Genomic DNA, 20,559 nt, shown 5'->3' with positions numbered 1-20,559 from the left:
CACCGTGACCACCATCGCCGAACCGTCCCGGACCACCGGGACGGCCTTTGCCCTGCGGCGGCTGTACTTCGTCCGGTTCGCGTTCGCCATCGTCTGGGCCCTCGTGATGTTCACGATGGCCAAGGAGATCACCCCGGTCGCGGCCGCGCTGCTGGTGCTGTATCCGCTGTTCGACGTGGGCGCGGCCGTCGTCGACACGAAGGCGTCGCGCAGCACCCAATCCCCGACGCTCCTCTACGTCAACATGGCCGTCAGCCTCGCCGCAGCCGTCGGCGTGGCCATCGCCTCCACGTCCGGCATCCCCGCCGTCCTGCGTGTCTGGGGCACTTGGGCCATCGTGTCCGGTCTGGTCCAGCTCGTCGTCGCCGTGCCCCGCCGCACGATGGGCGGCCAGTGGCCGATGATCCTCAGCGGCGGCATCTCCGTCCTCGCCGGAGCCTCGTTCGTCGCAGCCGCCGGCGCCGACGACCCCGCACTCACCAACGCCATCGGCTACGCCATCCCCGGCGGCGTCTTCTTCCTCATCTCGGCCCTCCGCCTCGGCCGCACGCAGAAGGTCTGACACGGACAACCACACCTACGACGTCATCGTGGTCGGCCCTGCGCCACCCGGTCGGGGAGAACATCACCGACCGGGTGGCGCAGGGCCGACCGTCCACCGCCGATGGCCTCTCGGCGCAGGCCTTCCCTTACCGCTTCCGACGGATCAGACAAAGCGGGTGGGCGGAGACGGCGTACCGGCGGCGAGGGCGTCGAGGGCCGCGCGGGCCTCGTCCCGCATGGCCGAGGGGACGAGGTCCGCCATGGTGAGCACGGCGCGGTACTCCGTCTCCGCCTCGGCGAACCGACCGAGGTGGACGAGCGCGTGAGCCATGTGCAAGTGGGCCGTGCCCGCCCGTTCGTGCCAGCCCTGGGCCTCGAGCTGCCCCCGGGCGAGACGCAGGGCGTCGACGGCCTCCTGCCAGCGCCCCTGGTTGAGATGGGCGAACGACACGTAGAACGCGGCGAACGTGATCGTGCTGTCCCGCACGTTGGGCGGAATACGATCGCGGTGCTCGGACGCGGCGAGGAGGTCCATCACCTCGTCATAGGCGGCGACGGCCTGCCGCGGGCGCCCGGCCTTCTCCGCCACCCTGATGGTCATGTTGGACGCCGCCAGGTACCCGTTGACCTCGTCGGCCTGCGCGAACAGCTCCTTGGCACGCTGATAGTGGTCGGCGGCGGGCGGCAGGTCGTCGACCAGAGCGTGCAGTCCGCCGAGATGGTGGTGGGCCCACGCCTGCTGAGTCACGTCCCCGCACTTCTCGGCGATCGCGAGCGCGTGCCTGGCTTCGCCGACCGCCTTGTCGTGGCGGCGTTCGCCGATCCAGTAGGCCCCTGCCAGGTTGTTGCGGTGGCTGGCCTCCCGTACGGGGTCGCCCAGGGCTGCCGCGGCCTCGGAGGAGCTTTTGTACACCTCGATCCAGTGCCCCCAGGACACCCAGTGGTCGGAGAACCAGATCGTCGCGTCCGCGACCTCGATGACCTTGGCGTGTTCACCGGCCTCCACGGCCTCACGGAAGGCGGCGAGCCAGTTGTCGCTCTCCGCCTTCATCCACCGCATCGCCTGCTCGCGATCGTCGAGGGCGACCAGCCTGCCGGGCGCCGGCGGCGGCGCACCGTGGTCCGGCTCGTACCAGCGGCCCGCCAGGACGGCGGTGTCCAGCAGCCACGTTCGCAGGCGCGCTTTTGCGGCAGCCGACGCCTCGTCGCCGTCCTCGGCACGGCGGCGAGCCCCCGCGTACAGCCGCAGAAGATCGTGGAAGCGGTAGCGGTCCCCGCGGGAGGCCGTCAGCAGACCCGCGTCGAGGAGCTCCTCCAACAGGTCTTCGGCCGCCGGCAGGGACGTGTCCGCGAGCACGGCCGCCGACGGAACGCTGAAATCCGCCCCGGGCAGCAGCGACAGCAACCGGAACATGCGGGCGGCGTCGGCGGCCAGACGCGAATAGGACAGGGCGAAGGCGGTGTTGACCCGGAGGTCTCCGGCGCTCAGGGCGTCCAGCCTGCGCTCTTCGTCGGTGAGCCGGTCGGCGAGCCGTTGCAGGCTCCAGTTGGTGCGGGTGGCTGCCCAGTTCGCGGCCACCCGCAGGGCCAGGGGAAGGTACCCGCACAACTCGATCACGGCGAGGACGGCCGCAGGCTCCGCGTCCGTGCGATCGGCGCCCACCACGGCCCGCAGCAGCGAGGCGGAGTCCTCCGGGGTCAGTGCGCCGAGCTCCACACGATGCACCGCCTCCAGCCCGGCGAGCGTGCGTCGGCTGCTGACCACGATGAAGAGTCCGCCCTCGCGCGGCAGCAGCGGTCTGATCTGTGCCTCGCTACCGACGTTGTCGAGGACGACGACCGCGCGGATACCGGCCGCGATCGCGTGATACCGCGCGAGACGCTCCTCGGCACTCTGCCGGCCCAGCTCGGAGTCGGCCACGCCCCAGGCGCCCAGCAGGCGGAGCACGGCCTGATCCGCCGAGAGGGGCTGTACGTCGAGGCCCCGCATGTCGATCAGGAACGTTCCGTCCGGAAAGGACGGCGCGGACTCCTCGGCCAGTCTGACCGCCAAGGTGGTCTTGCCGCTGCCGGGCGGCCCGGACAGCACCGCCACCGGCGCCGGTGAGCGCACCGCCTCGTTCTCCGTACGGGCCTGCGTGACGGACTGCTGCACGAGGGCACGCAACGCGTTCAGCTCCGCATGCCGGCCCACGAAGTCCCGAACGCCTCTGGGCAGCGTGTAGGGCGACACCTGCGGGACCGAAGGCTTCGCCGCGGGACGTCCGGCGCGGAGGGTCGCCAGCAGTTCGGAGTGCGCCGCCTCGTCCAGTTCCAGACCCTGGGCCAGCGCGGTGACCGTTCCGCGCTGCGGGCGAAGACTCCGGCCCCGTTCCATGTCACCGATCGCGCGCACCGAAACGCCGGACGCCTCGGCAAGCTCCTCGATCGTCCAATGGCGGGTCAGCCGCAGCGCTCGCAGCAGTCGGCCGAACGGCGTCCCCGCGACGCTTCCCCCACCCGTACTCACGGCGCCGATTCTACGCATGACGCACTCGCCTGCCCCCGGTGGACCGGGAGCACCATGACGAGCGGGTTGCCGCCGTCAAGGGCCGTCCCGCCATCTCGCCGTTCCCGGTGGCTCGTTCCCGCCGTCGCCCTCGCCCGGCTCGACCCCGGCCGCCCTCAGCGCCTGCCCCAACTCGTCTTCCGCCGGGCCGATCTCCCGGGCCCAGGACAGCAGCCCCCGGTCCTCCACCAGCACCGTCAGCGCCCGGACGGCCTCCGTGTCGGATAGCGCACGAACGTCCCGTCACCCCTGACTCCGGGAACGGCCGGCCCGAACCGGGCCGACGCGCCCAGCGGCGGATCCAGGTACAGGTTGTGCCTGTATCCGGCCGGCGGTCGGCCGGACGCTGTGTGTCATGACGAACAACACGCACACCACTGAGATCGCACCCGTCGGCCTGCTGACCGGCAAGGTCGTGTTCATCACCGGCGCCAGCCGCGGCATCGGGGCCGCCGCGGCCCGGCTCTTCGCCTCCGAGGGTGCCGCCGTCGTGCTGGCCGCCCGCAGCACCGACGCCCTGGAGACCATCGTGAAGGAGATCCGCGCCGACGGCGGTACCGCCGACGCCGTCACCATGGACCTCGCCGACAGCGCGAGCATCCGCGCCGCCGTGGACCAGGTCGAAAAGCTGCACGGACGGCTGGACGGCGCCTTCAACAACGGCGCCGTTCCCCAGCGGCGGTTCGGCCCGGTCCACACCACCAGCGACGAGGACATCGACGAGCAGTTCGCCGTGAACTTCCGCGCGCACTGGACCGCCATGAACGCCCAGGCCGCGCTCATGCGGAAGAACGGCGGCGGCGCGATCGTCAACACCTCCAGCATCGGCAGCCGCCGCGCCAACCCGGCCCTGCCCGCCTACGGCGCCATGAAGCGCGCGCTCAACAGCCTCACCGAGACCGCCGCGGTGAACTGGGCCGGTGACCGTATCCGGGTCAACGCCATTACCCCCGGCGGCACCTCCACGGAGATGATCGACACCTGGGAGGAGGCGACTCCCGGCATCGTCGAGCAGATGACCAAGTCGATCCCGCTCGGTCGGATGGGCGAGCCCCGGCAGATCGCCGAGGCGGCCGCGTGGCTGCTCAGCGACCGCGCCTCCTACGTGACCGGCGCGATCCTGCCGGTCGACGGCGGCGCCGGTGCCTGACAAGAGCCGCCGGTGTGCCTGGCCGACGCCGGCAGTGGCCCGCCGGGGCGTTCACGGGCTGGGTGGGCTGCGGGTCCGGTGACCGCCGGGTACGGCCTGGATGCCATCGGCGATGCCTGCCCCCTCACGTCCCGAAGTCGGTCGGAATCAGACGGCGCAGTGCCCTCAGGTCCGCTCGGTCCGGCTGGGCCAGCGGCACCGTCAGGACCGGGCAGCGCGCGTGGCGGCGTACATGACGGCGTACGGGGCCGCGGCGCAGGCCCGGGCGGGTGCCGAGGACCAGGAGGTCGTCGGGGTGGGCCGCCAGGTCGAGCAGGGCGGGGCCCGGCCGGGCGCGTTCCACGCGCAGCGTGACGTCGATGTCGGCCGGCACCCCGCCGCAGGCGTGCTCGAAGGCGTCGGCCAGCCGGGTGCGCGCCGCCTCGTACCAGTGGCGGGCCCACTGCGGGTCCGGCCAGCGGCAGTACAGGGCCTCGCCCTCCGGCGGCTCCCACGCGCTGAGGGCGACGAGCGGGCGGCCGCAGCGGCGGGCCTCGGCCACGGCACGGCGCAGCGCGGCCAGGCTCGCGGGTGATCCGCTGACGCCGACGACGATCCGGCAGGGGCGGCGCGGGACGGTCGTCCGGCGGGGGCGGCGCGGGCCGCCCGCGGGGCGCCACCCGTTCTCGGCTCGGCGCTGCAGCATGCGCTCGGTCCGGTCGCTGAAGTCGCTCCTGTCGTGGTGCATGACGTGTCTCCTCGTTCCCACCCAGGCCACTGTCCGGCGGCCTTCTGCGAGTCTGTAGATTGATTGGCCTGGAGTGCAGGGCCAATGACGGGGATGTGGCATGGCGGCGAGGAGCGGAGTCCACACTCTGGGCGGCAGGCGGCTCGCCGCGCAGGTGACCGGGGTCGCCGGGGAACGGCCCGGCTACCGGGCGCTCGCGCAGGGCGTGCGGACCCTGCTGCTCGACGGCCGGATCGCGCTGCACACCCGGCTGCCCGCGGAGCGCGAACTCGCCGTGGCGCTCGGCATCAGCCGGGCCACCGTGACCGCCGCGTACGACCTGCTCAGGGAGAGCGGCTACGCGATCAGCAGGCGCGGGGCCGGGACGTGGACGGAGCTGCCGGAGGGCGCGCGACTGACCAGTGTGCGCACCCCGCTCGCCGGGGAGGACGTGATCGACCTGGCCATCGCGGCACCCGGCGCCCTGGCCGACGAGCTGTCCGCCGCCTACGCGGCCGCCGCCGACGACCTGGCCCGGCACGCGACGACACCGGGCTACCACCCTTACGGTCTGCCGGAGTTGCGTGCCGCGATCGCCGAGCGGTACACGGGCCGCGGACTGCCGACGCTGCCCGAGCAGATCCTCGTCACGTCGGGCGCGCAGCAGGCGATGGCGCTCACGCTCACCCTGCTCGGACGGCCCGGCGACCGGATCGCGGTGGAGAACCCGTCGTACGCCAACGCCCTATCCGTCATAAGGCAGTTGGGGCTTCGCGCCGCGCCGGTGCCGGTGACGGAGGACGGCTGGGACGCGGAGCTGTTCGGGGCGACGCTGCGGCAGTCGGCGCCCCGGCTCGCGTATCTGATCCCGGACTTCCAGAACCCGACGGGCCGGCTCATGCCGCGCGAGCAGCGGCAGCGGATCATCGCGGACGCCCGGGCGACCGGCACCTGGCTGGTCGTCGACGAGACGATCGCGGACATCGCGCTCGACGTGGCCACGCCCCCGCCGTTCGCGTCGCTGGTGGCGGGGCGCGGCGCCGAGCAGATCGTCACCGTCGGCTCGCTCAGCAAGGGGCACTGGTCGGGTCTGCGGGTGGGCTGGGTGCGGGCGGGCACGCGGCTGATCACGGAGCTGACGGCGCAGCGGGTCACGGCGGACATGTCGGGGTCGGTCCTCGACCAGCTGGTGGCGCTGCGGCTGATCGCCCGGGAGCCGCAGATCCTTGGACGGCGGCTGCCGCTCCTGCGCGCGCAGCGCGACCACCTGGCCGCGCAGCTGCGCCGCGAGTTCCCCGACTGGCGCTGGCAGACGCCGCAGGGCGGCATGTGCCTGTGGATCGACCTGGGCCGCCCGATCGCCGGTCCGCTGACGCGGGCCGCGCTGCGGCACGGGGTACGGATCGAGGGCGGGTCCCGGTTCGGCGCGGACCCCGGCACGTTCGAGCACCGGCTGCGCTGGCCCTACACACAGCCCGCCGAGGTCGCCGACGAGGCGGTACGCCGGATCGCCGCGGCCCTCGACGCGGGCCTCGACGGCGCGGACGAGGAACCGGGGCGGCCGTACTGGGTGGCCTAGGGCCTCTCGTTTGGATCAAGCCGGGCTCGCGGGGCCCGGCACGCGCATCTGCCGCGTTGTCGTCAGTCGCCGACTCCCCCACGCTCGGCTTCGCTCGCGCGGGGGCACCCCCATCGCGTCGACTCCCTCCTCCGCCTTGCATCTGCACGCACCGGGCCCCGCTCCCTGATCCGGCCTGATCCAAACGAAAGACCCTAGGTCCCGTCACCCCGGACACCGAGACCGTCACTAGGCCGTGTCCGTAAAGTGGTGGGCTCGTTGGTCTGTTCGTGGTGCGTCGTCATGAGCTGACTGATGAGTCGTGGGCGGTGATCGAGCCGTTGCTGGCTCCGTCGCGGATGGGCAGGCCGGTGCGGGACCGCCGTCAGGTGGTGAACGGGATTCTGTGGAAGCTGTCCACGGGTGCGGCCTGGCGGGACCTGCCCGAGCGGTACGGGCCGTGGAAGACGGTCTACGAGCGCTTCCGCCGCTGGTCGGCCGACGGAACCTGGGACCGGCTCCTGGCCCACGTCCAGCAGCACTCGGATGCCGTCGGCACGGTCGACTGGACCATCGTGTGCGTCGACTCCACCACCGTGCGGGCCCACCAGCACGCGGCCGGGGCCCGAAAAGGGGGCCCTGGCCGGGCGAGGCGATCGGCCGGTCCCGCGGCGGGCTGACCACGAAGATCCACCTCGCCTGCGACGGCCAGGGCCGGCCCCTCGCCTTCACGGTCACGGCCGGGAACGTCAACGACTGCACCCAGTTCGAGCAGGTCATGGCCCGCATCCGCGTCCAGCGGTGCGGTCCCGGCCGGCCCAGGACCCGGCCCGAGCGGGTCGCCGCCGACAAGGGCTACTCGTCCGCGAAGATCCGCTCCTACCTCCGCCGCCGAGGCATCAAGGCCGTGATCCCCGAACGGATCGACCAGATCAACGGCCGCCTCCGCCGCGGCGAGAGCCTCTGCCGACTCGACCGGGCCGCCTACCGGCGCCGCAACGTCGTCGAGCGCTGCTTCAACAAGCTCAAACACCACAAGGCCCTGGCCACCCGCTACGACAAACGCGCCCGCCACTACCAGGCCATGGTCACCATCGCCTGCCTCCTGCTCTGGCTGCCCTGACTTTACGGACACGACCTAAGGCGACGACCGCACCGCACCGCCCCGCCGCACCGGCCGAAGATCAAGCTGGACCTTTCACCTCCTGGTACTGGCCCAGGAAGAGCGGCCTCCCGTGCTCCACCCGCCACAGGAACAGCCCTGGTTCCTCGTCCACCTCCGCGGTGCGGTTCCGGAAGGCGAACGTCCGGGTGATGCCCCGGTACGACACGGCCCTCAGCCGGTGGGCGAGGTTGCCACGGTCCACAGGGCCCGCGCCCATGCCGGCGAGGACGTGCGCGACGAGACCGACGGCGTCGTAGGCCTCGGCTGCGCCCCGGTCGACGCTCTGGACGCCGTACCGCTTCTTGAACGACCGTACGAAAGCGGCGGCGGGCGCCAGACGGGACGGGTCCACGAACGTCGCCGAGAAGACCCACCCCTCGGCCGCCCGCCCGGCCGCGCCCAGGAACTCGGGTGTGAGGACGGCTTCGGTCGCCGCGGGGGTGCCGGTGAACCCCGCCGCCCGTAGAGCCCGTGCGCAGGAGGCGGCGCGCCGCGAGGAGTCACCGCAGTAGACGACGGCCTGTGCGCGTGCCGCGACGGCGGCGGCGACCGCGGGACCGAAGTCACCCGTGTCGGCGGCGACCTGGTGGCGGACGACCGTGCCGTCGGACGGAGGGTTCGCGGCCAGGTGCTGGGCGATCAGCCAGCTGTAGTCCCGGGCCGCCTGGTCCTCGACGAGGAAGGTGCGGCGGGCCGGGCGCACGCTGGTGAGATAGCGGACCAGGGGCGCGCCGATCGCGGTGTCGGAAGGACACAGCTGGAACACGGACGACGTGGGGTTCTTCATGTCCACCGCGGCGTACAGGGAGTCCGAGCCGGCCCAGGCCGTCACCATCGGCAGGAACGCCGCCTTGTACCGGTCCGCGGCCGCGAGGGCCGTGCTGTCGGACGTCGGCCCGATCACCGCGCACACCCGGCCGTCCGCGACGAGGCGTCGGGCCGCATCCTTGGCCCGGTCCGCGTCTCCCGCGTCGTCGAGGACCGTGAGGGCCAGGTCGAAGGGGCGGTCCGCGCGCGCGTTGTGCTGTTCCACCGCCAGCCGGACGCCGTGCTCGACCGAGGTACCGAGCGCCTTGCCGGAACCGGAGAGGTCGGCCTGCACGGCGACGGTACGGCGCGGGCGGGAGACGGCGGTGGACGGCGGATTGCCGCGGCCGGTCAGCCAGGCGGCCGCGGAGCCGCCGGCGGCCAGCACGACGGCCGCCGTACCGCCCAGCACCAGCAGGCGCCGGCGGCTCGGCGCGGGCGGCTCGTCCACCGGCGTCCCGGGAGCCGTGGGCCGCTCGGGCTCGGGCAGGTGCAGCACCTCGGCCGACCGTTCGGCGATCACTGCGGGCAGAGCGGGCGGCAGCCAGTCGTCGGTGCCGAAGTCGCCGAGCCGGGCCCGCAGTTCCGGCACGGTCGGGCGGGCGGCCGGGTCCTTGGCGAGACAGCGGGCGACCAGGTTCCGCAGCCCGTCCTCCGTGATGCCGTCGAGGCGGGGCTCCTCGTGCACGGTGCGGAAGATGACGGCGGGCACCGTTCCGCCGCCGAAGGGCGGCCGGCCGGTCGCCGCGTAGGCGAGGACGCAGCCCAGGGAGAACACGTCGCTGGGCGGGCCGACCTTCTCGTCGCGGGCGCGCGCCTGTTCCGGTGAGAGGTAGCCGGGCGTGCCGATCACCACGTCGGTAGCGGTCAGGGCGGTGGCGCCGCCGACGCGGGCGATGCCGAAGTCGATGAGGCGGGGCCCGTCGAGGGCGAGCAGCACATTGCCCGGTTTGATGTCGCGGTGCACCAGTCCGGCCCCGTGGACGGCGGCGAGCGCCTCGGCGAGCCGCGCCCCCAGCGCCCGTACGGTGTACGGGGGCAGCGGCCCGTACCCGGCGACGGTTTCGGCGAGCGAGGGCCCGGGGACGAAGGCGGTGGCGATCCAGGGTTCGGCCGCCTCCGGGTCGGCGGCGGTCACGGGCGCGGTCCAGCGGCCGTCGACCCGCGCGGCGGCCTGTGCCTCACGGCGGAAACGGGCCCGGAACCCCGGATCGGCGGCGTGCTCGGCGCGGATCACCTTCAGTGCGGCCAGGGCACCGCCCTCGGAACGGGCGAGATAGACGACGCCCATACCGCCCGCGCCGATCCGCGCGAGCAGGCGGTGCCCGCCGACCGACACCGGGTCCTGAGCGGTGAGCGGACGCACGGTCACTTCCCCTTCGGCTGCGGTGCCCTGTCCGGCGCGGGCCCCAGGTACCGGAACGCCCCGTCGCGCACCTGGTGCACGAAGCTGGCGGGGGTGCCGAGCTGCAGCATCTTCTGGTCGAAGGCGAAGTCCCGGGTGATGCCCCGGTACGTGGCGGCCCGCAACGGGGCGACCAGCGCCTTGCGCGCCGGGCGCTTGCCCCGGGTGGCGGTGAGCCGGTGTATCAGCAGGTTCGCCGCGTCGTAGCCCTCGGCTGCCCAGAACCCGGGTGGGTGGCCGTACCGTCTGCGGAACGCCCGGGCGAAGGAGCGGACCCGAGCCGCGTCGGGTCCGATCGCCGTGGCCACGACGGTCCAGCCCGCCGCGCTCTCCTCGGCGGCGAACCGGGGATCGAGCGCGGGTTCGGCCGCGTACTTCGGCCCCTCGAAGCCGGCCAGCCCCCTGGCCGCCCGGATCGCCCCCTCCAGCGGCCCGGCGTAGACGAACGCCTTGATGCCGGCGCTCCGCATGTCCTTCAGGACGGGCCCGAAGTCGCTCGTGCCGGCCGGGACGACGCGGGGGTGGGTGGCGTCGCCGTACTTCCGGACGATGAGGTTGACCATCTGGACGGTCTGCCAGGATACGTCGCCTGCGGTGCGGTCCAGCAGGACGCCGACCGGGGTGGCCGCGCTGGTCGCCTCCAGGTGGAAGGCCAGTTTCATGGCGACCGTGCCGTGCAGGGGGCGGCCGCGTACGAAGGAGCGGATGTTCTGGTACAGGTTCTGCCCGGCGGACATGCTGATCACGGGCAGCAGGGCCGCGTCGTAGACGGGCAGCGCGGCCTGGGTCGTCTCGTCGGTACTCGAACCGAGCACGGCCAGCACGTCCGGGTCGTCGGCGAGCCGCTGGGCCGCGGCGGCGGCACGATCGGCCCGGCCCGCGTCGTCGGAGGTTCTCAGCTCCAGCGTGAACGGCTTGTCGCGGCGGGCGTTGAACTCCTCCACCGCGAGCCGCGCCCCCTGCTCCTGGGCCTGCCCGGCCTCCCGGCCGGCGCCGCTGAGATCGGCCTGCACACCGAGCGCCCAACCGGGCGCGGCGGCTCGCCTCTTGCCGCTGCCGCCGGTGTGGCGGGCTGCCCAGGCGGCCACGCCGCCGCCCGCGGCGAGCACGGCGGCACCGCCGGACGCGACGGCGAGGAACCCGCGGCGCGACGGGGCGGGCCTGGGCAGCGCCTCGGCGAGCGTGGCCTGGATCTCGGGCAGGGCCAGCATCGCGGCCGACCGTTCGGCGACGGTGCGGACGACGTCGGCGGGCAGCCACTCGGCGGTGCCGGGGGACATGTCCTCCACCAGGGCGGCGTCCAGCTCGGCCGCGGAGGGCCGGTCGGCGGGGTCCTTGGCCAGACAGCGCAGCAGGACGGCGGCCGTCTCCTCGTCCACGCCGTCGAGGTCGGGGCTGTCGTGGACAGCGCGGTAGAGCAGGGCATCGACGGCGCCGCTGCCGAAGGGCGGCCGACCGGTCGCCGCGTAGGCCAGCACGCAGCCCAGCGAGAACACGTCGCTCGCGGGCCCGAGGCGCTCGCCGCCGGCCGTGGCCTGCTCGGGGGAGAGGAAGCCGGGGCTGCCGATGACGAGGTCCGCCGAGGTGATCGCGGTGTCGTCCAGGGAGCGGGCGATCCCGAAGTCGATGAGGCGGGGGCCGTCGGCGGCGAGCAGGATGTTGCCCGGCTTGACGTCCCGGTGCACCAGTCCGGCCTCGTGCACGGCGGCGAGCGCGCGGGCCAGCATCTTGCCGAGCAACCGTACCGTCCGCACGGGCAGCGGGCCGTGCCGGCCGACCGCGTCGGCGAGGGACGGACCGGGCTCGAAGGCCGTGGCAAGCCAGGGCTGTTCGGCGTCGGGGTCGGCGCCGGTGACCTTGACCACCCACGGGCTGTCCACACGTCGCGCGGCGTTCGCCTCGCGGCGGAATCGGGCTCGGAAGGCGTCGTCGTGCGCGTACTCGGCCTGGATCACCTTGACGGCGGCGAGCGCACCCGACTCCGTACGGCCGAGGTAGACGACGCCCATGCCGCCCTCGCCGAGCCGGGCGAGCAAGCGGTGACCGCCGATGAACGACGGGTCGGAGGGGCGGAGGGAGCGGTCGGTCACTCCTGGGCCCCCAGTTCGCCGCGCACCCTGGTCTCCATCCCGGCTACCGCCCGTGCCTGGACGGTCAGCAGGTCGCTCTGGTCGAAGCCGTTGCCGCCCTCGACGACGACGGCGATGGTCACCGGGCCGAGCCGGACCTGGTTCCAGATGTAGTACGTCGATCCCTTGCCGAGGGCCGGGTTGTCGTACGTGCCCATCTCGATGAGGTAGTCGTCGGCGGAGGTGTTGCCGTTCGTGCCGTAGCCGGCACCCATCGAGTTCAGGCCGATGATCCGCTCGGTGGCACGCAGTTGCTGGTCGGGGCAGCGCAGCGCCTCCTCCAGCGTCTCGGCCATCTCCCAGTCCGCCTGCCCGGCGGTGCGGTGCAGGGTGACGGTGGCGGCGGTGCGGACCTCGCCCTTCGCGCCGGCCGCGGGCAGCCGGCTGTAGCGGGTGAAGGTGGCGAGGACGTCGTCGGGCAGTGGCTCCTGCCGCCAGACGCAGTCGGTGCCCAGGACGGGCCAGTCGGCCGGGTCGCTCTCGTACGGGGAACGCTTGACGTAGCCCGGGCCGTAGCCGTCCGGGCCCGCGGTGATGGCGCGGACCAGGTTCAGGGCGGCGGACGGCGTGGTGGGGACGCGCGCGGGATCGACGGCGAAGCGCGCGGTGGTGACACCCGTCTCGCGCTGTCCGGCCGGTGGGGACGCGACGGCGGAGGAGGCGCTCGGACCGGTCCGGTGCCCGCCGCCGCCCGAGCCGGAACAGCCGGCGAGCAGTACCCCGCACACGGCCAGCACCGCGTGTTTCCGCCTCGTACGTCGTTGCGTTGCGCACGCCATGAAGTCCCCGATCACCATGCGCCTGTGCCAGTGTGCGACCGGAGCGAGTGTAGGGGACGCCGGTCAACTCCCTGTGCCGGCGACCCTGTTGGGGTGACCGCGTGACCGCAGGACGCCGGTGGGCACCCGGCTGCTGCGTGAGCGGAGGCGGCGGGGAACCGGCTCGCCACGACCGGACCGGCGGAGCGGGCCGTCGGCACCGCTGCCGAGCCACCAGCGGCGGGGGCGGGAGCCTGCCGGCGTCTGTCGGCCACTCAGCAGCGGACGTGGCGTGAGCGACCACTCACGCCACGTCCGTTTCCCGGGATCGGCTGAGCCCTGTGTCCCACCCATGGGTGGCGCCAGAGGTCAGCGCTTGAACATGTCCTTGATCTTCTCCTTGGCCTGGCGTGCGTCGCCCTTGGACTTCTCGGCTTGCCCCTCGACGACCATCGGGTCGTCGACGGCGGCCCGTCCCGTGGCCCTCTTGAGCTTTCCCTTGACCTGCTCGGCCTTGGCCCTGGCCTTCTCACCAGCCGACATGGCACGGTCCTCCTGCCGTGGTCAACGATGTGTCCGCGTTTCGTGGGCGAATCTCGCACGCCCGGCACCGCACCTCGCGGGTCGGACGCGCAAAGATCCCGCCGGGCCTCCGGCTGGTGCGCTTCTCGGTCACCAGGAGTGGCGCCGGCCTCCGACAGCGTGTCCTTTGTTAAAAGTTGAGGCAATTGTCCCCCTGAAGGGGCCTGCGCGCAATTGCGGGTCCCTTCGTGCGGGGTGGGGTTCATCGGTCCTGGCGGAGGCACTCGATCAGGTAGTCGCCGGTGCGGGGGCCGAGGGTGACGCCGTGGGCCTCGCTGCGGAATCCGGGGAAGCGGCGGTCGAACTCCTCCAGTGCGCGGAGATAGCGCAGCAAGGGCCCGTCGGTGGTGCCGGTGGACTCGCCGGGCATGAGGACCGGGATGCCGGGCGGTGTGACGGTGACCATGGCGGCGGCGACCCGGTCGGCGGCCTTCGCCACCGGGATGCGTTCGGTGCCGCCCCGGATCAACTGCTGGTAGCAGTGCTGCGGCGGCAGGACGGGCTCGGGCAGGTGACGGAACGCGGCGTCGAGCGCGTCGATCAGCTCGGCCCGGGTCAGGTGTCCGTGCATCTGCCGGCACAACTGCTTGAGGGTGAGCCCGGCGTAGCGGTCGGGATGCTCGTCGCACAGCCCGGGCAGGACGCGCTCCAGCGGGGCGTCACTGTCGTGGAGGGCCTTGAAGTCCATCAGGGCGTCCATGAGGGTGCCCCACTTGCCTTTGGTGATGCCCATGGAGAAGAGGATCAGCGTGCTGTAGCTGTCGGTCTTCTCCACCACGATCCCGCGGGTCGCGAGGTAGGCGGTGAGGATCCGTGCGGGGACGCCCCACTCGGACCGCCGGCCGGTGGCGGTGACACCTGGGCAGGTGAGGGTGACCTTGATCGGGTCGAGCAGGCAGTAGCCCTCGTCGAGGCCGGTGAAGCCGTGCCAGTCGGCGCCGGGCTCCAGCTGCCAGCAGCGCGGTTCCCTGCTGAGCACAGAGGCGGGGATGTCGGCGAAGTCGGTCCGTTCGCCGGTGCGCGGGTCGGTGACGGTGTCGGGCTGCCACACGCCGAAAAACCACGCCGGCCGGTCACCGGCGTCGACGATCCGCCGCCCCGTGGTCACGACCGCCTGCCGGAAGCGGATGGCCTCGGTGACAGCCTCGTCGACGAGCGCCCGGCCCGGTGCGCCGTCCATCATGGCCGTGGCCACGTCCAGCGAGGCGATGCCCGGGTAGAAGGGCGAGGTGGTGCCGTGCATCATGCATGCCTCGTTGAACCGGTCGTGTTCGACCGGCGCCCTGGGCGCGGACTTCACGTGCACCATCGCCGTCTGCGACAGGGCCGCGAGAAGCTTGTGGGTCGACTGGGTCGCGAACACCGTGGGCCGCGCGTCGTCGTCGAGGACGTCCGGGCCGACCGCCATCCCGTACCGGCCCTCGTAGAGCGGGTGGAAGCGCGCGTAGGCGAACCAGGCCTCGTCGAAGTGCAGGCGCGGTGTGCTGGGCGCGAGTTGGCGGGCGGTGCGGACGGTGTCGTAGCACAGGCCGTCGTAGGTGGAGTTGGTGATCACCGCGTACTGGGCCTCTGGTGAGAGGGCACCGGCTGTCAGCGGGTTCCGCGTGACCGTCGCCCGTACGGCCTCGGGATCGGTGTGCGCCGGCGGCAGCGGTCCGGCCAGCCCGTACCCGTTGCGGGTGGGCACCAGGTAGACGGGGCGGGCGCCGGAGATGACCAGACCGTGCAGGACGGACTTGTGGCAGTTGCGGTCCACGAGCGCGATCTCGTCGCGGGTGACGCTGTAGTGGCCCACCATGCGGTCGGCGGTGGAGTCGCCGTGCAGCACGAAGTACGTGCGGTCCGCACCGAAGACGCGGGCCGCGTTGCGCTCGGCCTCGCCGATCGGGCCGGTGTGCTCGAAGAGGGAACCCAGCTCGCCGACCGAGATCGACAGGTCAGTGCGGAACAGGCGCTCGCCGTAGTAGTCGAAGAACTGCCGGCCGACCGGCGACTTCAGGAACGCGACGCCGCCAGAGTGCGCCGGGGTGTGCCAGGAGTACTCGTGCGCCTGGTCGAAGCGGCGGAGCGCCTTGAAGAAGGGTGGCAGGATCGTCTCGCGGTAGGCACGGGCGGCGGAGGCCACCCGCCCGGCGACGAAGGCGGGAGTGTCCTCGAACGGCCAGACATAGCCGGAGACCACCTCGGAGACCCACAGCGGAAGCCGCTCGAACTCCCGCCCCGCATCCGCCTCGTGCGTCATCACGAGCAGCACCGGCAGGTCCCTGAACCGCTGTCCGATCAGGCGGAGCACCGCCGCGCCACCGCCGTCCTCCTCTCCCGTGCCTCCGTCGCCGGGCAGGTCCCAGGCGACCATGGCACCCGCGAGACCGGCCTCCGTCCGAAGGACGGCCCGGGCGTCCTCGGCCCGCGACGTCCACCGCACCTGAAGGCCCTGGTCCTGCAGTTCCTCGCCGATCTTGGCCAGTTGGGCACCTGCGGCGATCGGGCCTTCGGGCACCGCCACGAGGACTGCGTCGTTCACCATGGGAAGCACTCCTGTCGTTGGCTGCGGGGACATCTCGGCCTGTCCATCAAGGCCTGCGGAGACGAACGCTTCCCTTACTCGCTCGTTTCGGTAACACGACGAACGGTCTGCCGTGCAGCGCTGAGCCACTCCGTTGAAGGCTAGGGGCGATTGGACGGCTATGGGAGAAAAGACTGAGAGTAACCCGTCTTCTTCCGAAATTGGGTCTTGTTTTGCGATTTTGACGGCCGCCGACCCTTCCTTGAACAGGCAGGCCCGCGCCTACGTCCTCGGCGCTTCTTCTGTCCGGTGTCAGGGCTGCCCGCCCGAGCCCGTCTCCGTGCCGACGTGCCCGGGTTCCGTTGCAGTACCAGGCACTGTCCGGCCGATGATGTGACTGCTCCGTGCCCGAGTCGTTCCTGTAGGCATGGGGCGGGGTGATCCGAGTGATGCTGAGTGGGAACGGCTGCGGCCGTTCCTGCCGGTCGGCAAGGGGCGTTGCGGCAGGTGGGGGGATCACCGGCAAGTGATCGACGGGATTCTGCACCGGGTGCGGACCGGGGTGCAGTGGCGCGATCTGCCCGAACGGTTCGGACCGTGGAAGACCGTCTATGAACGCCACCGCCTGTGGTCGGCCGACGGCACCTGGGAACGTCTCCTCCAGCAGGTCCAGGCTGCGGCCGACACCGCAGGCGAGATCGACTGGGACATCTCGGTCGACTCCACCGTCGTTCGCGCGCATCGGCACGCGGCCGGCGCCCGCAGCGATCCACCGCCGGCCCTGGGATCAAAGGGGGCCGCAGGCATGGAACACCAGGACGAGACGCCGTGGCAGAGCCTGTTCGCCCGCCTAGTGGAGGTGGTGCTGGAGGTGGGGGCCTGGGCCGCTCGCGGGGCGGGTTCACCAGCAAGCTCCACCTGAGCGCGGACGGCCGCTGCCGCCCGCTGTCCCTGACCGTCACCCCAGGTCAGCGAGCAGACTGTACCCAGTTCAAGCCGGTCCTGGAACTTCACGATGATGCTCACCCGGGCATCATGCCCGACTGCCTACAGCCATGACCGGCCGGACAAGGCCTAGTTGCTGCCCTTGTCGTCGTTCTCCTTGAAGCAGACGACGAACGACCCTTCCGCGCCCATCTGGGTGAGTGAGCCGGTCGTGCCTGGAACACCGGAGCACGAGAAGGTGTCGACGACTCCGCCCTTGTCCATTTTCAGGACCTTGTAGTCGGCTTGCGGGTCGGTGCAATCGAGCTTTTTAGTCTTCGCGTGCTTGTCCGTTCCGACGTTCTGGAAGCAGTCGCCGGCGTGGAGCGTGGCGGACTGGTCCTTCGCATCGTGGGGGCCCAGGGTCACGAACGCCACCAGGCCCGCGAGGACAAGGACCACACCGAGGAAGATCAGGCGGTTGCGCCGTATCTGCGCGGGGGTGTACGAGGCGGTCGGGCCGTCCTGGGGCGGTGTGTGGGACACGGGCAGTTCCTCGGTTGGTGGGGACGTGCGAAAACGGCCAAGAAGCAAGCCCACCTGGCCAGTCGCAGAGTACGGCACGGCGACGCGAGCCGAACGCGTCGCGGGCCCCTCTCAGAAGGACACCGTGGGCCTCACAACGTGCCGAAGGCGATTCCCCGCCACGTCAAGCCGGCTGCGAGGGCGCTCTCGCGCAGTGGTTGGCGCATCCGCGCGCTGTCGAAACGGAAAGACTCCGCCACCTGGAGGCGACCGTCCGCCCCGCGCCCGAGTGTCCCCTGGCGGCTGACGGTTCGACTCGGCCCGCGCGAGTAGGTGGAGGTCACCTTGAGCCGCGTCTGCTCCGCACCAGCGAGGGAGCCGTACGTGACGCTCATGGTCAATCCGGCCGCTGGCGACGGGAAGGTCCATGCGGTCTACCGGTCGTGGGGGTACGAGGACATCGGGCAGAGCCAGCCCTCACCGGCCTCCCCGCTGCTCACCGTTATGCTCCGCGCCACCCGCTGACGAGCCCGGCCGCGGTGACCCCCAGCCCTCGGCGGCCCGCCGAGGACTGGGGGGGGGCACGCGGTCCCGGCGTTCAGCCCTGATCAGCCAGGGGGAGCACTCCTGGTTCGACGGATAGCCCGGCCAGTGCTCGGCGAGGGAGGAACGCCAACGCGCCGCCGAGGGTGTTGAACAGCGCGTCGTCCACATCGGCTGTGCGGCCCGCGTTCATCACGTACTGCGCTGTCTCGATCGACACACTCAGTGCCAGGCAGATCGCGATGGTCCGGCCGAGGCGGGGCTGCCGGGTGACGAAGACCAACAAGATTCCGAGCGGGACGAACATCATCGCATTGACCAACTGGAGACGCAGCGACATTTCGTGCTCCATGGATCCCATGGATGAAAGGTCATTGCCCCAAAGCCCCTCGCCGGGTACCCAAGAAATGTAGCGCGGGCCGCCGCTGCCCAGGGGTTGAGTGGGCATCAGCGTAGCGGCATAAATGATTACCAGGCAGAGGATCAGGAGCACGCGGCAGTCTTGTTGGTCTTGGCCGACCCGTAGTAGTTCGGCAGAGCGGTGATCTTGGAGTTCTTGCGCCGGTCGCCGAGCGTCACGGTGATCTGGCCGCTCTTGCTACGGGAGTAGCCCACCGTCCAGGTGAACGTGCCGTTCACGCCGACCTTGCCGCCAGGGATGCACAGTTGGCCGTTGTCCAGCTCGCCGCACCCGGCCGGCGTCGCGGAAGCCGCCGGTACCGCGATGACGGTTGCTCCCAGGACGGAAATCAAGGATGCGGCGATTCCGGCAGATCTCTTGATGCTCTTCACTGTTTAAACCCCCGTACTTCAAGCGCCTTGGTCAAGGGCACCCGTTAAGAAAAGGGGGGGCATTCGAAGGCATGCAAGATGCGTCCGAATTATCGGACGCTCGGTTCCCCCCCCGTGCGAGTTGATCGCAACAGCGTATGGCGCAACGTCAGTACGGCGTGCACGAAAATGGCCGAAGCGGAACGGTGGACAATGCCTGCTGGGCCCTAGGTCGTGTCCGTAAAGTCAGGGCAGCCAGAGCAGGAGGCAGGCGATGGTGACCATGGCCTGGTAGTGGCGGGCGCGTTTGTCGTAGCGGGTGGCCAGGGCCTTGTGGTGTTTGAGCTTGTTGAAGCAGCGCTCGACGACGTTGCGGCGCCGGTAGGCGGCCCGGTCGAGTCGGCAGAGGCTCTCGCCGCGGCGGAGGCGGCCGTTGATCTGGTCGATCCGTTCGGGGATCACGGCCTTGATGCCTCGGCGGCGGAGGTAGGAGCGGATCTTCGCGGACGAGTAGCCCTTGTCGGCGGCGACCCGCTCGGGCCGGGTCCTGGGCCGGCCGGGACCGCACCGCTGGACGCGGATGCGGGCCATGACCTGCTCGAACTGGGTGCAGTCGTTGACGTTCCCGGCCGTGACCGTGAAGGCGAGGGGCCGGCCCTGGCCGTCGCAGGCGAGGTGGATCTTCGTGGTCAGCCCGCCGCGGGACCGGCCGATCGCCTCGCCCGGCCAGGGCCCCCTTTTCGGGCCCCGGCCGCGTGCTGGTGGGCCCGCACGGTGGTGGAGTCGACGCACACGATGGTCCAGTCGACCGTGCCGACGGCATCCGAGTGCTGCTGGACGTGGGCCAGGAGCCGGTCCCAGGTTCCGTCGGCCGACCAGCGGCGGAAGCGCTCGTAGACCGTCTTCCACGGCCCGTACCGCTCGGGCAGGTCCCGCCAGGCCGCACCCGTGGACAGCTTCCACAGAATCCCGTTCACCACCTGACGGCGGTCCCGCACCGGCCTGCCCATCCGCGACGGAGCCAGCAACGGCTCGATCACCGCCCACGACTCATCAGTCAGCTCATGACGACGCACCACGAACAGACCAACGAGCCCACCACTTTACGGACACGGCCTAGCGGAAACCTTCCTTGCCGGGCCGGGCGGCCCGCGCCGAACCGCGAGCGGAGGGTCGTCTGATGGCCGACATCGCTTCACCCGGCATGAGGGGGCGGACGCCGCCCGATCCGGCGGCGCGCTCCGTCGGGCGGCCAGGGGCGGGTCAGTCGATCGCGTACCGTGCGGCGATGCCCGCGATCACGACCGCGAGGCCCTCTTCGAACTGCTCGTCGTAGCCGTCGAAGAGCAGCCGTCCGGCCTCGGCGGCGAGCGGGAAGGCGGCCATCCGCCGGGCGCGGTCCTCGATGTCGTAGCCCTCCCGGCGTTCGTTCGGGAGGGGCTTCACGCCCTGCTCCTCGGTGACGAAACCGATCGTGTACGCGTAGGCCGTCCGGACCGCGTGCACGGCCTGGGTGAGGGAGAGCCCCGTCTCCGTCAGCAACCGCAGGATCGCCTCCTGCGCTGGAGCGTGCTCCGTGCCGGTGAAGCGCGAGCCGCTGAACACCTTGGCGCCGTCGCGGTAGGCGAGCAGCGCGGTGCGCAGCCCCCGGTTGGTCTCGAGCAGCCGCTGCTGCCAGGTGTCGGCGGGATCGAGCGCGGCGTCGGCGGCGATGCGCCGGTACATCTCGGTGGCCATCTCGTCCAGCAGCGCTTGCTTGTCCTTGAAGTGCCAGTACAGCGCGGGTGCCTTGACGTTCAGCTCGCGGGCGATGGCGCGCAGCGTCAACCCCTCCAGGCCGACCTCGTTCAGCAGCCGGAGCGCGGTGTCGGCGACGCGTCGGCGGTCCAGGGGGGCGCGTTTCTCGGGGCTCACACTTGACAGCTTAACAGCGTTAAGG

Annotated in this window: 14 protein-coding genes and 4 pseudogenes; 6 read left to right on the top strand and 12 right to left on the bottom strand. The window is 71.8% G+C overall.

Features of this window, described 5'->3' with window-relative positions; translation table 11 throughout:
* Positions 1-4 precede the first annotated feature (4 nt).
* Positions 5-562: a hypothetical protein gene (locus ACSP97_RS00705; RefSeq protein ID WP_440556054.1), complete on the top strand. Its 558-nt coding sequence runs from the start codon at positions 5-7 to the stop codon at positions 560-562.
* Positions 563-706: 144 nt separating this feature from the next.
* Here the strand turns inward: ACSP97_RS00705 and ACSP97_RS00700 are convergent, their stop codons facing one another.
* Complete coding sequence (locus ACSP97_RS00700; RefSeq protein WP_440556053.1) at positions 707-3,052, bottom strand: helix-turn-helix domain-containing protein; 2,346 nt, start codon at positions 3,050-3,052, stop codon at positions 707-709.
* A 394-nt stretch (positions 3,053-3,446) separates the two neighbouring features.
* On the opposite strand from ACSP97_RS00700, the gene ACSP97_RS00695 reads away from it, so the two are divergent.
* Entirely contained in the window at positions 3,447-4,241 is a 795-nt protein-coding gene (locus tag ACSP97_RS00695; protein ID WP_355155273.1) for an SDR family NAD(P)-dependent oxidoreductase, read from the top strand.
* Positions 4,242-4,365: 124 nt separating this feature from the next.
* Here ACSP97_RS00695 and ACSP97_RS00690 read toward each other — a convergent pair whose 3' ends face one another.
* On the bottom strand, positions 4,366-4,968 hold the full coding sequence (locus ACSP97_RS00690; protein WP_355329907.1) for a universal stress protein: 603 nt from the start codon (positions 4,966-4,968) through the stop codon (positions 4,366-4,368).
* 100 nt (positions 4,969-5,068) lie between these two features.
* On the opposite strand from ACSP97_RS00690, the gene yczR reads away from it, so the two are divergent.
* Positions 5,069-6,526, top strand: a complete 1,458-nt coding sequence (gene yczR, locus ACSP97_RS00685) for a MocR-like transcription factor YczR (protein ID WP_358304048.1) — start codon at positions 5,069-5,071, stop codon at positions 6,524-6,526.
* 272 nt (positions 6,527-6,798) lie between these two features.
* Positions 6,799-7,628, top strand: a pseudogene (locus ACSP97_RS00680) (IS5 family transposase).
* 61 nt (positions 7,629-7,689) lie between these two features.
* Here the strand turns inward: ACSP97_RS00680 and ACSP97_RS00675 are convergent.
* The 5 genes from ACSP97_RS00675 to ACSP97_RS00655 all read right to left on the bottom strand — a co-directional run bounded on the left by ACSP97_RS00675 (position 7,690) and on the right by ACSP97_RS00655 (position 15,878).
* Positions 7,690-9,843, bottom strand: a complete 2,154-nt coding sequence (locus ACSP97_RS00675) for a bifunctional serine/threonine-protein kinase/ABC transporter substrate-binding protein (protein ID WP_440558532.1) — start codon at positions 9,841-9,843, stop codon at positions 7,690-7,692.
* A 2-nt stretch (positions 9,844-9,845) separates the two neighbouring features.
* A complete protein-coding gene (locus ACSP97_RS00670) occupies positions 9,846-11,972 on the bottom strand; it encodes a bifunctional serine/threonine-protein kinase/ABC transporter substrate-binding protein (RefSeq protein ID WP_440556052.1) in 2,127 nt (708 codons plus the stop codon).
* Positions 11,969-12,748, bottom strand: coding sequence for a hypothetical protein (locus ACSP97_RS00665; RefSeq protein ID WP_355329903.1), 780 nt, complete (start codon positions 12,746-12,748; stop codon positions 11,969-11,971). Before ACSP97_RS00665 ends, ACSP97_RS00670 begins: the two co-directional genes overlap by 4 nt.
* Positions 12,749-13,138: 390 nt before the next feature.
* A complete protein-coding gene (locus tag ACSP97_RS00660; protein WP_355329900.1) occupies positions 13,139-13,312 on the bottom strand; it encodes a CsbD family protein in 174 nt (57 codons plus the stop codon).
* A gap of 241 nt (positions 13,313-13,553) precedes the next feature.
* Positions 13,554-15,878, bottom strand: coding sequence for an Orn/Lys/Arg decarboxylase N-terminal domain-containing protein (locus tag ACSP97_RS00655; RefSeq protein WP_440556051.1), 2,325 nt, complete (start codon positions 15,876-15,878; stop codon positions 13,554-13,556).
* 406 nt (positions 15,879-16,284) lie between these two features.
* On the opposite strand from ACSP97_RS00655, the pseudogene ACSP97_RS00650 reads away from it, so the two are divergent.
* Positions 16,285-16,664, top strand: a pseudogene (locus ACSP97_RS00650) (IS5 family transposase); the annotation flags it as partial.
* Positions 16,665-16,931: 267 nt separating this feature from the next.
* Here the strand turns inward: ACSP97_RS00650 and ACSP97_RS00645 are convergent.
* Positions 16,932-17,327 carry an LppU/SCO3897 family protein gene (locus ACSP97_RS00645; protein ID WP_358681910.1) on the bottom strand — a complete coding sequence of 132 codons (396 nt, stop codon included), beginning with the start codon at positions 17,325-17,327 and terminating at the stop codon, positions 16,932-16,934.
* Positions 17,328-17,681: 354 nt separating this feature from the next.
* Here ACSP97_RS00645 and ACSP97_RS00640 point away from each other — a divergent pair.
* Positions 17,682-17,831: pseudogene (locus tag ACSP97_RS00640) on the top strand (GNAT family N-acetyltransferase); the annotation flags it as partial.
* 73 nt (positions 17,832-17,904) lie between these two features.
* On the opposite strand, the gene ACSP97_RS00635 reads toward ACSP97_RS00640, so the two are convergent.
* The 4 genes and pseudogenes from ACSP97_RS00635 to ACSP97_RS00620 all read right to left on the bottom strand — a co-directional run bounded on the left by ACSP97_RS00635 (position 17,905) and on the right by ACSP97_RS00620 (position 20,534).
* Complete coding sequence (locus ACSP97_RS00635; protein WP_440556050.1) at positions 17,905-18,342, bottom strand: VanZ family protein; 438 nt, start codon at positions 18,340-18,342, stop codon at positions 17,905-17,907.
* Positions 18,333-18,641: a hypothetical protein gene (locus ACSP97_RS00630; protein ID WP_440556049.1), complete on the bottom strand. Its 309-nt coding sequence runs from the start codon at positions 18,639-18,641 to the stop codon at positions 18,333-18,335. The genes ACSP97_RS00635 and ACSP97_RS00630 overlap by 10 nt, the downstream gene beginning before the upstream one ends.
* 225 nt (positions 18,642-18,866) lie before the next feature.
* Positions 18,867-19,630: pseudogene (locus ACSP97_RS00625) on the bottom strand (IS5 family transposase).
* Between the two features lie 253 nt (positions 19,631-19,883).
* The gene (locus ACSP97_RS00620) at positions 19,884-20,534 is read right to left on the bottom strand and encodes a TetR/AcrR family transcriptional regulator C-terminal domain-containing protein (protein WP_355532967.1); all 651 of its coding nucleotides are present in this window, start codon (positions 20,532-20,534) and stop codon (positions 19,884-19,886) included.
* Between the last annotated feature and the right edge of the window lie 25 nt (positions 20,535-20,559).

It is taken from the genome of Streptomyces sp. SCPE 10 (assembly GCF_051980735.1).
In the GTDB taxonomy this organism is placed as follows: domain Bacteria; phylum Actinomycetota; class Actinomycetes; order Streptomycetales; family Streptomycetaceae; genus Streptomyces; species Streptomyces misionensis.
The sequence above is the reverse complement of the archived record's forward strand: the minus strand, read 5'-3'. Positions and strand labels throughout refer to the sequence as shown.

Excerpts from the sequence above, each read along its gene's own strand:
- ACSP97_RS00690 (WP_355329907.1), bottom strand. The coding sequence starts at position 4,968 with ATGCACCACGACAGGAGCGACTTCAGCGACCGGACCGAGCGCATGCTG.
- ACSP97_RS00655 (WP_440556051.1), bottom strand. The coding sequence starts at position 15,878 with ATGGTGAACGACGCAGTCCTCGTGGCGGTGCCCGAAGGCCCGATCGCC.
- yczR (WP_358304048.1), top strand. The coding sequence starts at position 5,069 with ATGGCGGCGAGGAGCGGAGTCCACACTCTGGGCGGCAGGCGGCTCGCC.
- ACSP97_RS00695 (WP_355155273.1), top strand. The coding sequence starts at position 3,447 with ATGACGAACAACACGCACACCACTGAGATCGCACCCGTCGGCCTGCTG.
- ACSP97_RS00660 (WP_355329900.1), bottom strand. The coding sequence starts at position 13,312 with ATGTCGGCTGGTGAGAAGGCCAGGGCCAAGGCCGAGCAGGTCAAGGGA.